Origin of the sequence: Pseudomonas sp. NBRC 111127, assembly GCF_001320345.1 — a bacterium.
In the GTDB taxonomy this organism is placed as follows: domain Bacteria; phylum Pseudomonadota; class Gammaproteobacteria; order Pseudomonadales; family Pseudomonadaceae; genus Aquipseudomonas; species Aquipseudomonas juntendi.
On record NZ_BCBD01000038.1, the window covers coordinates 24,821 to 39,459 of the forward strand.

General features: G+C 64.2%; 15 protein-coding genes. 10 read left to right on the forward strand and 5 right to left on the reverse strand.

The window, feature by feature from the left end:
• Positions 1–136: 136 nt before the first annotated feature.
• Together APH30_RS09785 and APH30_RS09790 are read left to right on the forward strand one after the other, a co-directional pair.
• Complete coding sequence (locus APH30_RS09785) at positions 137–535, forward strand: NUDIX domain-containing protein (RefSeq protein WP_054912401.1); 399 nt, start codon at positions 137–139, stop codon at positions 533–535.
• A 247-nt stretch (positions 536–782) separates the two neighbouring features.
• Positions 783–1,082 (forward strand): hypothetical protein, encoded by a 300-nt coding sequence (locus APH30_RS09790; protein WP_054912402.1) that lies wholly within the window; start codon positions 783–785, stop codon positions 1,080–1,082.
• A 20-nt stretch (positions 1,083–1,102) separates the two neighbouring features.
• On the opposite strand, the gene APH30_RS09795 is transcribed toward APH30_RS09790, so the two are convergent.
• Positions 1,103–1,825, reverse strand: coding sequence for a FadR/GntR family transcriptional regulator (locus tag APH30_RS09795; protein ID WP_009685864.1), 723 nt, complete (start codon positions 1,823–1,825; stop codon positions 1,103–1,105).
• A gap of 178 nt (positions 1,826–2,003) precedes the next feature.
• Positions 2,004–3,737 carry an IlvD/Edd family dehydratase gene (locus APH30_RS09800; RefSeq protein ID WP_054912403.1) on the reverse strand — a complete coding sequence of 578 codons (1,734 nt, stop codon included), beginning with the start codon at positions 3,735–3,737 and terminating at the stop codon, positions 2,004–2,006.
• Positions 3,738–3,922: 185 nt separating this feature from the next.
• On the opposite strand from APH30_RS09800, the gene APH30_RS09805 reads away from it, so the two are divergent.
• From APH30_RS09805 to APH30_RS09830, 6 genes are all read left to right on the forward strand, one after another.
• Positions 3,923–5,230 (forward strand): MFS transporter, encoded by a 1,308-nt coding sequence (locus tag APH30_RS09805; RefSeq protein ID WP_054912404.1) that lies wholly within the window; start codon positions 3,923–3,925, stop codon positions 5,228–5,230.
• Positions 5,231–5,261: 31 nt separating this feature from the next.
• The gene (gene araD1 / locus APH30_RS09810) at positions 5,262–6,251 is read left to right on the forward strand and encodes an AraD1 family protein (protein ID WP_054912405.1); all 990 of its coding nucleotides are present in this window, start codon (positions 5,262–5,264) and stop codon (positions 6,249–6,251) included.
• Positions 6,252–6,286: 35 nt separating this feature from the next.
• Positions 6,287–7,861 (forward strand): aldehyde dehydrogenase (NADP(+)), encoded by a 1,575-nt coding sequence (locus APH30_RS09815; RefSeq protein ID WP_054912406.1) that lies wholly within the window; start codon positions 6,287–6,289, stop codon positions 7,859–7,861.
• A 150-nt stretch (positions 7,862–8,011) separates the two neighbouring features.
• Positions 8,012–8,920 carry a glutaminase B gene (gene glsB / locus APH30_RS09820; protein ID WP_054912407.1) on the forward strand — a complete coding sequence of 303 codons (909 nt, stop codon included), beginning with the start codon at positions 8,012–8,014 and terminating at the stop codon, positions 8,918–8,920.
• 116 nt (positions 8,921–9,036) lie between these two features.
• Positions 9,037–10,110, forward strand: a complete 1,074-nt coding sequence (locus APH30_RS09825) for an aldo/keto reductase (protein WP_054912408.1) — start codon at positions 9,037–9,039, stop codon at positions 10,108–10,110.
• Between the two features lie 279 nt (positions 10,111–10,389).
• Complete coding sequence (locus APH30_RS09830; protein ID WP_054912409.1) at positions 10,390–10,614, forward strand: hypothetical protein; 225 nt, start codon at positions 10,390–10,392, stop codon at positions 10,612–10,614.
• A 49-nt stretch (positions 10,615–10,663) separates the two neighbouring features.
• Here the strand turns inward: APH30_RS09830 and APH30_RS09835 are convergent, their stop codons facing one another.
• From APH30_RS09835 to APH30_RS09845, 3 genes are all read right to left on the reverse strand, one after another.
• A complete protein-coding gene (locus tag APH30_RS09835; protein WP_054912410.1) occupies positions 10,664–11,428 on the reverse strand; it encodes a hypothetical protein in 765 nt (254 codons plus the stop codon).
• A gap of 178 nt (positions 11,429–11,606) precedes the next feature.
• The gene (locus APH30_RS09840) at positions 11,607–12,377 is read right to left on the reverse strand and encodes an SDR family NAD(P)-dependent oxidoreductase (RefSeq protein ID WP_054912411.1); all 771 of its coding nucleotides are present in this window, start codon (positions 12,375–12,377) and stop codon (positions 11,607–11,609) included.
• 101 nt (positions 12,378–12,478) lie between these two features.
• Positions 12,479–12,949 carry a MarR family winged helix-turn-helix transcriptional regulator gene (locus tag APH30_RS09845; protein ID WP_054912412.1) on the reverse strand — a complete coding sequence of 157 codons (471 nt, stop codon included), beginning with the start codon at positions 12,947–12,949 and terminating at the stop codon, positions 12,479–12,481.
• Positions 12,950–13,147: 198 nt separating this feature from the next.
• Between APH30_RS09845 and APH30_RS09850 the strand changes: the two genes are divergently transcribed.
• The gene (locus tag APH30_RS09850; protein ID WP_009685852.1) at positions 13,148–13,978 is read left to right on the forward strand and encodes a p-hydroxycinnamoyl CoA hydratase/lyase; all 831 of its coding nucleotides are present in this window, start codon (positions 13,148–13,150) and stop codon (positions 13,976–13,978) included.
• A gap of 72 nt (positions 13,979–14,050) precedes the next feature.
• The coding region (locus APH30_RS09855; protein ID WP_156326419.1) for an aldehyde dehydrogenase family protein at positions 14,051–14,639 on the forward strand (589 nt) is incomplete at its 3' end.

Here is a 14,639-nt window from a genome sequence, read left to right on the forward strand (position 1 = left end):
GTGAAAATAACGTGCTCAGCCTGTGATTTGTGCCGTTCAGGGTGAACGAGTCGTCACCGAAGTGAGTCTTCAGGAAGCAAGTCTCTATTGGCTGCAACGATACGGACATGGACCTACTGACGAGCTGAGTGTGTGTATGCGGGACAAGAAGGCGCGCGGAGCCAAGATCAAAGACAGGGCAACGGTCCTCTGCCTGCGCAGCGGCAGGATCTTGCTGGTACGGAAAAAAAGCGGGAAGTGGAACTTCCCCGGCGGCGTTATCGAACCGGGCGAGTCGCCTGTTGCAGCGGCTGCGCGGGAGCTGCAAGAGGAAACGTCCATTGAAGGCCACGGTCTCTTTCACCTGTGCACCCTTCAGCTGGGGTCAACCATTCACCATGTGTTCACCACGCACGTCGATGATCAGGAAAAACCCGTGGCTCGCAATGAGATCGTGGCTTGCAAGTGGGTCCTCAGAGACAAGCTGAGTCCAGCCATTCTCAATGCTACGGCCGCTGAGCTGCTATCAAGCCAATTGCCTGCGTTGACCGCTTAGTCGCTTCAGCGCAGCGGCATCGCGCACGGTCTCATCTTTCTCATATCTTGTTCATCATTGGCCCTTGCAGGTTGCCAGGGCTGAGCGTGCACGCAGCGCACCCAGGCCAATTGACGGCAAATGCGGCCCATAAATAATTGCAGCACATACGCACGCTCGGCGGTCGATCCAGTTGTATCGGTTTAATCCCAAAGTAGGGTAAGCCGCACGGCTTGGGGTACAGCCAATTTCGATCGCTGGAGGCGCTATGCGGATGAGGGGTAACGTGTATTGGGCGTGGGTCGACCCTGCGCTGAACCATCGCAGCCATGAAGAAACCCTGGCAGACGGCAGCCGGATCGATGTACAGGTCAGGCTTTCGCGCAGCGGGATCACGCAGATGTTCCTGGGGGTGTATGCCCGTTCCGGGATGGCATTGCACGAAGAGGCCTACGACTGTTGGCCGAAGCGCTCATTGGTTCGTGCCTTGGCCTGGGGCAGCATGCGCGCGCGGCAGATAGCCGAAACAGGAGTGTCTGCCGTGCCCCCCAAGGCCGCCCTGCAATAAGCACCCGGCGGCCTTCTGCCTTAGCTGGTCGGGTCCTGCCCCAATACTTTGCTCAGCGCCACGCGGGCATCCTCAAGCTGTACCAGCGAGGCATGGCGTGCACCGAGTGCGTCGCCATTCTGGATGGCGGTCAAAATGGCCTTGTGCCGGGGCAGGGCGAGTTGGTCGAAGTTTGGCCGCTGGTTGGAATAGCGCACCGATTCGCGCAGGGCCATGGACAACATGTTGCACAGGTAAGCCAGCAGGTCATTGTGGGTGGCGTCGGCGATGCGTGCGTGAAAGTCCAGGTCCGGTTGCAGCCGCTCTTCATGGGTGCGCGCGGCTTCCATGCGTTGATACGCTTCGCTGATCGACTGCACATCTTCGGCCGTAGCGTTGGTGGCGGCCAGCGCGGCGGCAGCGGGCTCGATGACCCAGCGTACGCTGGACAAGGTATTGAAAAAGTCCTTCTGCGGCGTGGCCTGCATCAGCCAGTGCAGCACGTCTGGGTCAAGCATGTGCCAGTCATGGCGCGGCCGCACCAGGGTACCGACCCGGGGGCGGGCTTCGACCAGGCCTTTGGCAGTCAGCGCACGCATCGCTTCGCGGAACACGGGCCGGCTGATCGCGTAGCTTTCGCACAGGCTGGCCTCGTTGGGCAGCTTCTGCCCGGGCGCGAGTTGGCCAGAGACGATCTGCAGGCCGAGGTCCTGTACCAAAGTGGTGTGCATGCTCTTGCGCGTGGAGGGCTGGCGGTAGTTCATGGGGGGCGCGGGTGGTCCTTCAAGCGGGGGGAGCATCATAACATCAGTGAATGGGCGGCGGCCTTTTGGCGAGGCTGCAGCAGTTTGGCTTGGTTCGGCGGGAAACAGCGTGGTGGGTGGAACGGGCTTCGCCGGTGTTCGCGGCTGAGCCCGCTCCTTCATTGCGGGGTGCGGCTGGTCAGTGGGAGTGCTTGGGCACCGCTGCCCCTCGGCAGCCCACCAGGAAGTCGAAATCGCAGCCTTCATCGGCCTGCATCACATGGTCCAGGTACAGCTTGGCATACCCGCCGGTGATCAACTGCGGCGGGGCTTGCAGGTCGGCCAGCCGGCCGGCCAGTTCCTCGGCGCTGATATCCAGGTGCAGCCGGCCCTCCTTGCAGTCCAGTTCGATCCAGTCACCTTCCCGCACTGCGGCCAATGGCCCGCCTGCTGCGGCCTCGGGCGCCACATGGAGTACCACGGTGCCGTAGGCAGTGCCGCTCATGCGTGCGTCCGAAATACGCACCATGTCGGTTACGCCCTGGGCCAGCAACTTCGCCGGCAGGCCCATGTTGCCGACTTCGGCCATGCCCGGGTAGCCCTTGGGCCCGCAGTACTTCATCACCAGTACCGAATTGGCGTCTACATCCAGTTCAGGGTCGTTGATGCGGGCCTTGTAGTCTTCGAAGTTTTCGAACACCACGGCGCGCCCACGGTGCTGCATCAGCGCCGGGGTGGCGGCTGACGGTTTGAGCACCGCGCCCTTGGGCGCCAGGTTGCCACGCAAGATGCAGATACCGCCATCGGCCACCAGTGGGTTGGCCAGCGGGCGTATCACTGCTTCGTCATATAACGGCGCGGCCTGGCAGTTGGCCCACAGGCTGTTGCCGTTGGCCGTCAACGCGCCGGGGTTGGGCAGCAGGCCATGTTCGCCCAGGCGGCGGATGACCGCGGGCAAGCCACCGGCGTAATAGAACTCTTCCATCAGGAAGCGGCCCGATGGCTGCAGGTCGACCAAGGTCGGTGTCCCGCGGCCAACGCGGGTCCAGTCTTCCAGTTGCAGGTCTACGCCAATGCGCCCGGCAATCGCCTTCAGGTGGATAACGGCGTTGGTCGAGCCGCCGATGGCGGCGTTGACGCGAATCGCGTTCTCGAAGGCTTCGCGGGTGAGGATTTTCGACAGGCGCAGGTCTTCGCGAACCATATCGACAATGCGCATGCCGGAAAGTTGGGCAAGGACATAGCGGCGGGCATCCACTGCCGGGATGGCGGCATTGTGGGGCAGAGAGGTGCCCAGCGCCTCGGCCATGCAGGCCATGGTCGAGGCGGTGCCCATGGTGTTGCAGGTGCCCGCCGAGCGCGACATGCCAGCTTCGGCGGAAAGGAACTCGTTGAGGTCGATCTGGCCGGCCTTGTAGGCCTCGTGCATCTGCCAGACGATGGTGCCGGCGCCAATGTCCTTGCCCTTGTGCTTGCCGTTGAGCATCGGCCCGCCGGTCACCACGATCGCCGGCACGTCGCAGCTGGCAGCGCCCATCAGCAGCGCCGGGGTGGTCTTGTCGCAGCCTGTCAGCAGCACCACGGCGTCCACCGGGTTGCCGCGGATCGCTTCCTCCACATCCATGCTCGCCAGGTTGCGGGTGAGCATGGCGGTGGGGCGCAGGTTGGACTCGCCGCTGGAAAACACCGGGAACTCCACCGGGAAGCCGCCAGCCTCCAGCACGCCCTTTTTCACATGCTCGGCAATTTTGCGGAAATGCGCGTTACACGGCGTCAACTCCGACCAGGTGTTGCAGATGCCGATGATCGGCTTGCCCTGGAATTCATGGTCCGGAATGCCCTGGTTCTTCATCCAGCTGCGGTACATGAAGCCGTTCTTGTCGGCGGTTCCGAACCATTGGGCAGAGCGCAGGGGGCGTTTGGCGTCAGACATATCGGGAGACCTTATTAGTATTACTATTTGTCGTTTATTGCCTTACTGTACTGCGTGAAATCGCGCATGTGAAGGCTTGTCGCTGCAAATAGTATTACTATATGATCCTGTCGCCAGGTTAGCGGTCTGCCAAAAAGCCCCGGCCGGGTGCTGTGCTCATTACAAGAACAATTGGAGACATCGCCATGATTCAGGAGCAGCGGCTTGTCCGCCTGATCACACTGAAACTCATCCCTTTTCTGGTTCTGCTTTACCTGGTGGCCTACGTCGATCGTTCGGCGGTGGGCTTTGCCAAGCTGCACATGGGCGCCGACATCGGCCTGGGTGACGCGGCCTATGGCCTGGGTGCCGGGCTGTTCTTCATCGGCTATTTTCTGTTCGAAGTGCCGAGCAACCTGCTGCTCGACCGCTTTGGCGCGCGGCGCTGGTTCTCCCGCATCCTGGTGACGTGGGGTGCAATCACCATCGGCATGGCCTTCGTGACCGGGCCCAATGGCTTCTACGTGATGCGCTTCTTGCTCGGCGCCGCCGAGGCGGGTTTCTTTCCGGGGGTGCTGTACTACATAACCCAGTGGTACCCGGTGCGGCATCGCGGCAAGATCCTGGGCTTTTTCATCCTCTCGCAGCCCCTGGCCATGCTGATCACCGGGCCGCTTTCCGGCGCGCTGCTGGGGCTGGAGGGCAGCTACGGCCTGCATGGCTGGCAGTGGCTGTTCATCTGCATCGGCACCCCGGCGGTGCTGCTCGCCTGGCCTACCTTGCGCCTGCTGCCGGACGGGCCTGCCCAGGTGCGCTGGCTCAGCGAGGCACAACGCAGTTGGCTGCAGGAGCAACTGGCCAACGACCTGCGTGATTTTGGCCAGACCCGCCATGGCAACCCGCTGCATGCGCTCAAGGACGGCCGCGTGCTGTTGCTGGCGCTGTTCTATCTGCCGGTCACCTTGAGCATCTACGGCCTCGGCTTGTGGCTGCCAACGCTGATCCACCAGTTTGGCGGCAGCGATCTGGTCACGGGTTTCGTTTCGGCGGTGCCGTACCTGTTCGGCATCATCGGCCTGTTGATCATGCCCCGCAGCTCTGACCGCCTAAACGACCGCTACGGGCACCTGGGCCTGCTGTGTGCGCTGGGCGCCATAGGCCTGTTCCTCAGTGCCTGGCTGACGGTGCCGGTGCTGCAGTTGGCCGCGCTGTGCGTGGTGGCGTTTGCCCTGTTTTCCTGCACGGCCATCTTCTGGACGCTGCCTGGGCGGTTCTTTTCAGGTGCCAGCGCAGCCGCAGGCATCGCCCTGATCAACTCGATCGGCAACCTTGGCGGCTACCTGGGGCCGTTCGGTATCGGCGCGCTCAAGGAACACACCGGGCAGTTGTCTTCGGGGCTGTATTTCCTTGCCCTGGTGATGCTGTTCGGCGTGCTGCTCACCGGCGTCGTCTACAACCGCCTGGAGCGTCGCCAACGCCTGGCTTCCGCGCGGGCCGCCGAAGGCGCCCGGTGAACTTTGCAACCGACAAGCGAGTACATCAACCATGCGACTGATTCAATTCGAAAGCGCCGCCGGCGCGCGCCATGTGGGCGTGGTGGAAGGCGAGTACGCCCTTGAAGTGCGGGGCGTCAGCAGCACCCGTGAGCTGGCCTTGCAGGCCATTGCCGCCGGCCGCGATCTGGCCAGTGAAGTCCGGGCCGCTGGGCTGGGTGAGCGGCACGACTACCTGGCCTTGCTGGCCCAGGGCCGTGTGCTGCCACCTTTGGACCACCCGGACCCGGCGCACTGCCTGGTCACCGGCACCGGCCTGACCCACCTGGGCAGCGCCGCCACCCGCGACAAAATGCACCAGCAACAGGCCGAAGGTACCTTGACCGATAGCATGCGCATGTTCCAGTGGGGCCTGGCGGGCGGGCGGCCGCCAGCGGGTGAGGAGGGTGCGCAGCCGGAGTGGTTCTACAAGGGCGACGGCGCGATCGTGGTGCGCCCCGGCGCCGACCTGCCGCTGCCGGCCTTTGCCGAAGACGCCGGCGAGGAGCCTGAGCTGGTCGGGCTGTACCTGATCGGCCCGGGCAATACCCCGTACCGTCTTGGCTACGCCTTGGGCAACGAGTTTTCCGACCATGTGCTGGAGCGGCGCAACTACCTGTACCTGGCGCATTCCAAGCTGCGCGCCTGCAGTTTCGGCCCGGAGCTTCGCCTGGGAGCGTTGCCAGCGCACCTCGAAGGCACCAGCCGCATTCTGCGCGATGGCCAGGTGCTGTGGAGCAAGCCGTTCCTGTCCGGCGAGCAGAACATGTGCCACAGCTTCGAGAACCTGGAGTACCACCACTTCAAATACAGCCAGTTCCTGCGCCCTGGCGATGTGCATGTGCACTATTTCGGCACCGCCACACTGTCGTTCGCCGACGGCATCCAGGCCCGACCGGGCGATACCTTCGAAATCAGCCTCGACGCCTTTGGCCAGCCGCTGCGCAACGGCATTACCGCAGCGCCCGGGCAGGTTCGCCCGGGGCTGGTGAAAAGCCTGTGAGGGCAAGGCCTTATTTCTTGTTACAGGAGTCAACCATGTCTGCAAGCAATTTCATTGGCGGCCAGCGCAGCGCTGCTGGCAGCGTTCACCTGCAAAGCCTCGATGCGCGCACCGGCGAAGCCTTGCCGGGGGTCTTCACCCAGGCCACCCCTGGCGAGGTGGCCGCCGCTGCCGAGGCCGCCGAAGCGGCATTCGTCGAATACAACGGCATGGCACCCGAGCGTCGCGCGCAGTTTCTCGATGCCATTGCCGACCAGCTGGACGCGTTGGGCGATAGCTTCATCGCCACGGTGTGCCGCGAAACGGCGTTGCCTGCTGCGCGCATCCAGGGCGAGCGCGGCCGAACCAGCAATCAACTGCGCCTGTTCGCCAAGGTACTGCGCCGCGGCGATTACCTGGCGGCGCGCATCGACCGCGCCCAGCCACACCGGCAGCCATTGCCACGCCCGGACTTGCGCCAGTACCGCACCGGCGTAGGGCCGGTAGCCGTGTTCGGTGCCAGCAACTTCCCCCTGGCGTTCTCCACTGCCGGCGGTGACACCGCAGCAGCGCTGGCCGCTGGCTGCCCGGTGGTGGTCAAGGCGCACAGCGGCCATATGGCCACGGCCGCGCAGGTGGGCGAGGCTATCGAGCGGGCGGCGCAGGCGACCGGCATGCCTGCCCGGGTGTTCAACATGGTCTACGGTAGCGGTGTGGGTGAAGCGTTGGTGCGCCACCCGGCCATCCAGGCGGTGGGGTTTACCGGTTCGCTCAAGGGCGGGCGTGCCCTGTGTGACCTGGCGGCAGCACGCCCCCAGCCGATTCCGGTGTTCGCCGAAATGAGCAGCATCAACCCCGTGCTGGTCTTGCCCGCGGCGTTGCGCGCGCGCGGCGGGCAGGTGGCCGAGGCGCTGGCGGCTTCGGTGGTGCTGGGCTGTGGGCAGTTCTGCACCAACCCCGGGCTGGTCATTGGCATTGCCGGTGAGGCATTCACCGCCTTCACTGCAACGCTGGCTGCGCAATTGGCCGACCAGCCCGCGCAAACCATGCTCAATACCGGCACCTTGCGCAGCTATGCCAGTGGCGTGCAGCGCCTGCACCAGCACCCAGGCGTGCGCCACCTGGCCGGTGCCGAGCAGGTTGGCGACCAGGCCCGGGCGCAGCTGTTCCAGGCCGATGCGAGCCTGCTGTTGAACGGTGACGAACTGCTGCAGGAAGAAGTGTTCGGGCCTGCCACGGTGCTGGTCGAAGTCGCCGACGAAGCCGAGCTGCGCCGCGCCGTGCAAGCGTTGCACGGGCAGCTCACCGCCACCCTGATCGCCGAGCCGCAAGACCTCCAGCAGTTCGCCACGCTGCTGCCGCTGCTGCAGCGCAAGGCAGGGCGCCTGCTGCTCAACGGTTACCCCACCGGTGTCGAAGTGTGCGAAGCGATGGTGCATGGTGGACCCTACCCGGCCACCTCCGATGCCCGCGGCACCTCGGTCGGCACCTTGGCCATCGACCGCTTCCTGCGCCCGGTGTGCTACCAGGACTACCCCGATGCGCTGCTGCCCGATGCGCTGAAAAATGCCAACCCGCTGGGGCTGCAGCGCTTGGTCGACGGCCAGCACAGCCGTGAGGCATTGAGCTGACGCAGGCTTGAGCATGGCGGCAGCCCAGGCCTTGCAGGCCGCACGGCGCCGACGGGGGAGTTTGTTGCCAAATGTGTGATTTCCTTCACGCACTCGGCGTCAAGAATGCGACCCCCGCCGTCGTCGAGGGGGACTGAACCAGGGCCCGCCATGCAAACGCTGTTGAACGAGATCCTTGAACAAGTACGCCCCTTGATCGGCACGGGCAAAGTTGCCGATTACATTCCTGCGCTGGCCGACGTGCCGGCCCAGCAACTGGGCATCGCCGTCTACAGCAACGATGGCAGTCACTACTGTGCAGGCGACGCCCTGGAACCGTTCTCGGTGCAGAGCATTTCCAAGGTGTTCAGCCTGGTTCAGGCGATAGGCCATTCGGGTGAAGCGATCTGGGAGCGGCTTGGCCATGAGCCGTCCGGCCAGCCATTCAACTCGCTGGTGCAGCTGGAGTTCGAGCGCGGGCGCCCGCGCAACCCGTTCATCAACGCAGGGGCCTTGGTCATCTGCGACATCAACCAGTCGCGCTTCGCCGCGCCAACCTTGTCGATGCGCGATTTCGTCCGGCGCCTGTCCGGTAACCCGCACATCCAGATCGACACCCGCGTCGCCGATTCGGAGTATCAGTTCCGCGCGCGCAATGCGGCCATGGCTTACCTGATGCAGTCGTTTGGCAACTTCCACAACGAGGTGGAAACGGTGCTGCGCAGTTACTTCAGCTACTGCGCACTGCGCATGAATTGCCTGGACCTGGCGCGGGCATTCTGCTTTCTGGCCAACGACGGCTTTTGCAAGCACAGCGGTCAGCAAATCCTCAGCCGTCGCCAGACCCAGCAGGTGAACTCGATCATGGCCACCAGTGGCCTGTATGACGAGGCAGGCAACTTCGCCTACCGGGTAGGGCTGCCGGGCAAGAGTGGCGTGGGCGGCGGCATCGTCGCCATCGTACCGGGGCAGTTCAGCGTGTGCGTGTGGTCGCCGGAGCTGAACGTGGCGGGCAACTCGCTGGCCGGCATGGCCGCGCTGGAGTTGCTGAGCGCACGCATTGGCTGGTCGGTGTTCTGAATACCAGGCTGGCCTGGCGCGTGGTCGCTTGTCCCAGCCGGGTTCGGCCAACCTGATTGAACGTTTCAGCACCATGGGCCGTCGGTATTGCATGTCTTATGCAATGGAGGTAGCCCATGAAATACCGCGCACTCGGCAACACTGGCCTGCTGGTTTCGGAGCTGGTGGTTGGCACGGTCCCGTTCGGCGGCCGTGGCGCATTCGAAAAAACCGGTAGCGTTGATGTCGACCAGGCACGGCGCATGTTCGACATGGCCTTCGATGCCGGCGTCAATATGGTGGACACGGCCGACTTGTACTCGCACGGCCTTGCCGAAGAAATCGTTGGCCAGGCGCTGGCCCAGCGGCGCCAGTCGATCATCCTCGCGACCAAGGCGCGCAGCCCGATGGGCGACAACCCCAACGACAGCGGGGCGTCGCGTTACCACTTGATTCGCGCCTGCGAGGCCAGCCTCAAGCGCCTGGGTACCGACCATATCGACCTGTACCAGGTACACAACTGGGATGGCGTGACGCCGGTGGAGGAAACCCTGGCGGCCTTGGACCACCTGGTGCAGAGCGGGAAGATCCGCTACTTCGGCACGTCCAACTACACCGCCTGGCAAATGATGAAAACCCTCGGCAGCGCGCGCGTGAATGGCTGGCAGCAGCCGGTCTCGCAGCAAATCTACTACACCCCGGAGGCGCGCGAAGCCGAGTACGAATTGCTGCCCATGGCCATCGACCAAGGGGTTGCAACGCTGGTGTGGGGGCCCTTGGGCGAGGGGTTGCTGACCGGCAAGGTGAGGCGCGGCCAGCAGACCCCCAAGGGCACCCGCCAGGGCAATGACTGGCCAGAACCCTACGTGCATGATCGCGAGCGGGCCTATGACATCATCGAAGCCTTGATCACCATCGGCCAGCGCCATGGCTGCTCGCCGGCACGGGTATGCCTGGCCTGGCTCAAGGACCGCCCAGGCATCACCAGCGTGATCACGGCGGGGCGCAGCTTCGAGCAACTGCATGACAATTTGCAGGCGACCGAGCTGGTGCTCTTGCCAGAAGACCTGGAGCAGATGGAACAGGCCACGCGGATCGTGCCCCAGTATCCCTACTGGCACCGGATCGCGGCCGAAATGGACCGCATCGACCCTGCCGAGGCGCCATTCATCGCCTTGCACCGCAAAACGATGCAGCGCCAGCAACCGTGACGAGTGCCGGTAATCGTTCAGCCACCATCGAAGAGGACATGCCCATGGCCGAGCAGCAGAAAGACCAGCAAACCCAAGTGCCAGCCCATTCCACGGAAGAGGAGAAGGCCCGGTTGAAAGACAAGAACAAGGACGGCATTCCGCCGGGCGCCGAGTAATCGCAGGGCAGTGCCAACCTGGTGGTCGTTTGGCCCAATGGGCCAGGCGGCCGCTATTTACCTGAATTATTTTCTGCCCGACCGGTCAGGTATTGAGTCCTTGTTCAATCAAGAGGTTCTTATGCACGCCTACACGGTCCGCTATCAACTCAATGGCCAGCCTTGCACCCACACCTTCGAACTCGAACAGCCCGAGCTTGCCCTGCACCAGGCAGCGCTGCACCTGATGGTGCTGCACTTCGGCGACGGCGAGAACAGTTTGCTGATGCCGCCCGCTGATGCCAGCCCGCAAGAAATCCTGGCCCAGGCCAAGGTAATGGGGCTGACCCAGATCGACGTGGCGTGACGAAGGCCAACGGGTGAGCCCGCCACCCTTTGGCGTGGCAGGCTGAACGTCAGCGCCGCCGTAATGCGGCGGCCAGCCCTAGGGTCAGCACCACCGCACTGGCGATTGCCAGGCCGATGGCAGCCGCGGCGCCCCAGGCTTGCAGCAGTGCTGCCAATACCAGGTAGAACGCGATCACCCCCACCGCGCCAATCGCATTGCCCCGCACCATCGCGGCCATCCCGGGCCGGCCATTCTGTACGTAGGCAAACACGACCAGCGGCCATGCGATTACCGGTATCGGTGCCAGCATGCCGCTGGTTGCCGGGCCCAGCCAGTCGGCCAGGCTTGTGGTCAGCATCAGCAGGCTGGTCGCCGCCACCATGCGCAGCGGTATTTCCCAGTAACGGTGCTTGGGGCGGGCCAGCATGTCCGGGCTGGGCTCGCGGCCACTGGCGCGTATCAGCACCCCGATCAGAACCAGCGCTACGGCCACCGACAGGTGCAGGTTGCCCCAGTGGGTAAATGCGTAAGCCACCAGGCCGTAAGCCAGCAACGCCAGCAGCACGGCGGGTACCAGCGCTGCCCGGCGGGTGCTCCACATGAAGCAGCAGTACGTCGCCTGCACCGCCACCAGGCCGCCCAGTGCGCCAGGCACTGCAGCTACAGCAAAGGTGCTGCCCTGTTCCAGGCACAGGAAGGTCATGACCAGTGCCGAGGTAATGGGCATGCCGGACAACAGCCCGCCCAGCAGGCCGCCCCATCGGCGCGACGCCAGGGAAATGGCCCACATCAGCAAAGGGGTGACGATTAGCTTCAGGTACAACAGCGTCATTGCGCGAATGGGCCCAGGCCCAGCTCGGTGTGGGTGGCCAGGGGCTGCAGCAGCATGCAATCGTTCCTTGTGCGTGGGGGCAAGCCTGCGAGCATGCGGCGGCGCAAGGGCCGGGGTCAAGGCTGTGGCGTGCCTGCAAGGTCATGCCGCGCGGGCCGGGCCTACGGCGCGAAGCGGCTCACCACGGGATCCGCTGGCCGTCCCACCCCCAGAAGCTGCCACTGTCGGCTGGACCTGTCCGGCTTACCTGGTCGATCACGCACTGGGCGGCAAACGCCGGCTCGAACAACTTGCCCGGCGGCACATTGCTTTGGAACGGCCGCGACAGCGCTGTATCGGTGGTGCCGGGGTGCAGCGCCAATACCGTAGCCGCCGGGTTCAGGCGTTGCAGCTCGATACTTGCCGTGTGCAACAGCTGGTTCAGCGCCGCCTTGCTCGCGCGGTAGCTGTACCAGCCGCCCAGGCGGTTGTCGCCGATCGACCCCACCCGCGCCGACAACGCGGCAAAGGTGGCCGGCTGTTGGCGCAGCAGGGGTAGCAGGTGCTTGAGCAGGAGAATAGGGGCGAAGGCATTGGTCACGAAGCTGGCCTGCAACCCGGCCAGGTCCAGCTGGGCCAGGGATTTTTCCGCCTTGGCGCCTTGCTGGTGCAGAATGCCCAGCGTGCTCACCACCAGGTGCAGGTGCTTGCAGCCAGCGCTGACCGTGCAGGCCAGCGCAGCAAGGGCCGCCTCGTCGCGTGCATCGCAATCCACCAGCCTCAGGCGTTGGCCGTGTGCGGCCGTCAGCGCAAGCAATGCGCTGCTACAGCTGGCGCTGCGCGATACCGCCCACACCAGGTCGATATCGTCGCGGGCCAGCAACACCTGGCACAGTGCCAGGCCGATGCCTTGGCTGGCGCCGCCTATCAGGGCGTTGGCTTGCCCGGTCAATCCAGGGATCAGGTGCATGGGGCGCCCTCGGCACTGCGGGGTACTCCCAATGAGTACACCGGGTCATTGCAGATCATGCGCTACCGGCAGCAGCACCGCGATAGCGCGGCTCACAGGTTTTACGCCTGGTAGATCTTGGTCAACAAGCGCAGTAATTGCTCGCGCTCCTCGTCATTCAATGCCGCGGTCGCTTCCCGGTCGCTGTCGCTGGCGATCTGCTTCAACTCCTTGAGCAGTACTTCACCGGCCTTGCTGAGAAAAATCCCGTACGAGCGCTTGTCCGGTTTGCAGCGCACCCGTACGGCCAGGGCGCGTTCCTCCAGCTTGTTCAACAGCGGTACCACCTGGGGTGGCTCGATGGCCAGCGAGCGGGCCAAGTCCGCCTGCATCAGCCCTGGGTTCTGCTCGATCACCGCCAGTGCCGAAAATTGCGCCGGGCGCAGATCATGGGCAGCCAGCCGGCCGATAAAGTTCTGAAACAGCTTCAACTGGGCACGGCGAAGGGCATAACCGATCAAGTCTTCAAGCAAGATATCCGCCCCGGAAACGGCGGTGGCAGCGGTATCGGTGGTGCGGGCAGACCTTCCCATCGGGTGAATGGCTCCTGGGGCATGGGTAATAAAGTTACCTAGTTTGCCTGCCTTGGCAGGATCCGGCTAGAGGAGGGCGGGTGAAAAAGAGCGGGGGCTGAGGTGCTGCAAAGGATAATTTTCATAATAGTTAATTGACATAACTAATTTGCTCCCTTAGCTTGAAGGCATCACCCCGAACAACAAGAGTGCAGAACCATGAGCAAATACGCAGGCCGTTGGGCTACCGTGAAAGTCGAGCTGGAGTCGGGCATTGCCTGGGTCACCCTCAATCGGCCAGAAAAACGCAACGCCATGAGCCCCACCCTGAACCGGGAAATGATCGACGTGCTGGAAACCCTGGAGCAGGACGCCGAGGCTGGCGTACTGGTCCTGACCGGGGCCGGGGAGTCGTGGACGGCCGGCATGGACCTCAAGGAGTACTTCCGCGAGGTGGACGCCGGGCCGGAAATCCTTCAGGAAAAAATCCGCCGCGATGCATCGCAGTGGCAGTGGAAGCTGCTGCGCATGTACGCCAAACCGACCATTGCCATGGTCAACGGCTGGTGTTTCGGCGGCGGTTTCAGCCCGTTGGTGGCCTGCGACCTGGCCATCTGTGCCGACGAAGCCACGTTCGGCCTGTCGGAAATCAACTGGGGCATCCCGCCCGGCAACTTGGTCAGCAAGGCCATGGCCGACACCGTGGGCCACCGTCAGTCGCTGTACTACATCATGACCGGCAAGACCTTCGGTGGGGCAAAGGCGGCCGAAATGGGCCTGGTGAACGAAAGCGTGCCGTTGGCGCAACTGCGCGAAACCACCCGCGAACTGGCGCTGAACCTGCTGGAGAAAAACCCGGTGGTGCTGCGTGCCGCCAAGAACGGCTTCAAGCGTTGCCGCGAACTGACCTGGGAGCAGAACGAAGACTACCTGTACGCCAAGCTCGACCAGTCCCGCCTGCTGGACACCGAGGGGGGGCGCGAGCAGGGCATGAAGCAGTTCCTCGACGACAAGAGCATCAAGCCAGGCCTGCAGGCTTACAAGCGTTGAGTGCCAGCGGGCCGCGCCGCCCCTGGCGGCAGCCCGCGAATAGTGCCCATGAATACAACAAGAGGAATGAGCATGTTGCAGGTGCCTTTGCTGATTGGCGGGCGGTCGTGCCCCGCCAGCGATGGACGAACCTTCGAGCGACGCAACCCGGTCAGTGGTGAAGTGGTATCGCAGGTGGCCGCGGCTTCGCTGGCCGATGCCGATGCTGCCGTGGCAGCCGCCAGCGCGGCATTCCCGGCGTGGGCAGCACTGGCGCCCAGTGAGCGACGTGGCCGCCTGCTGGCCGGCGCAGACCTGCTGCAGGCACGCGCCGGCGAGTTCATCGCTGCGGCCGGTGAAACCGGGGCGATGGCCAACTGGTACGGCTTCAATGTGAAGCTGGCGGCCAACATGCTGCGTGAAGCCGCCGCCATGACCACGCAGGTCACCGGCGAGGTGATCCCTTCCGATGTGCCTGGCAGTTTCGCCATGGCCTTGCGCGCACCGTGCGGGGTGGTGCTGGGTATCGCGCCCTGGAATGCCCCGGTCATTCTGGCCACGCGCGCCATCGCCATGCCCCTGGCGTGCGGCAATACCGTCGTGCTGAAGGCGTCGGAGCAGAGCCCGGCCGTGCACCGGTTGATCGGCCAGGTGCTTCAGGATGCGGGGCTGGGCGATGGCG

Excerpts from the sequence above, each read along its gene's own strand:
- APH30_RS09785 (WP_054912401.1), top strand. The coding sequence starts at position 137 with ATGCGGGACAAGAAGGCGCGCGGAGCCAAGATCAAAGACAGGGCAACG.
- APH30_RS09790 (WP_054912402.1), top strand. The coding sequence starts at position 783 with ATGCGGATGAGGGGTAACGTGTATTGGGCGTGGGTCGACCCTGCGCTG.
- APH30_RS09795 (WP_009685864.1), bottom strand. The coding sequence starts at position 1,825 with ATGAACTACCGCCAGCCCTCCACGCGCAAGAGCATGCACACCACTTTG.
- APH30_RS09800 (WP_054912403.1), bottom strand. The coding sequence starts at position 3,737 with ATGTCTGACGCCAAACGCCCCCTGCGCTCTGCCCAATGGTTCGGAACC.
- APH30_RS09805 (WP_054912404.1), top strand. The coding sequence starts at position 3,923 with ATGATTCAGGAGCAGCGGCTTGTCCGCCTGATCACACTGAAACTCATC.
- araD1 (WP_054912405.1), top strand. The coding sequence starts at position 5,262 with ATGCGACTGATTCAATTCGAAAGCGCCGCCGGCGCGCGCCATGTGGGC.
- APH30_RS09815 (WP_054912406.1), top strand. The coding sequence starts at position 6,287 with ATGTCTGCAAGCAATTTCATTGGCGGCCAGCGCAGCGCTGCTGGCAGC.
- glsB (WP_054912407.1), top strand. The coding sequence starts at position 8,012 with ATGCAAACGCTGTTGAACGAGATCCTTGAACAAGTACGCCCCTTGATC.
- APH30_RS09825 (WP_054912408.1), top strand. The coding sequence starts at position 9,037 with ATGAAATACCGCGCACTCGGCAACACTGGCCTGCTGGTTTCGGAGCTG.
- APH30_RS09830 (WP_054912409.1), top strand. The coding sequence starts at position 10,390 with ATGCACGCCTACACGGTCCGCTATCAACTCAATGGCCAGCCTTGCACC.
- APH30_RS09835 (WP_054912410.1), bottom strand. The coding sequence starts at position 11,428 with ATGACGCTGTTGTACCTGAAGCTAATCGTCACCCCTTTGCTGATGTGG.
- APH30_RS09840 (WP_054912411.1), bottom strand. The coding sequence starts at position 12,377 with ATGCACCTGATCCCTGGATTGACCGGGCAAGCCAACGCCCTGATAGGC.
- APH30_RS09845 (WP_054912412.1), bottom strand. The coding sequence starts at position 12,949 with ATGGGAAGGTCTGCCCGCACCACCGATACCGCTGCCACCGCCGTTTCC.
- APH30_RS09850 (WP_009685852.1), top strand. The coding sequence starts at position 13,148 with ATGAGCAAATACGCAGGCCGTTGGGCTACCGTGAAAGTCGAGCTGGAG.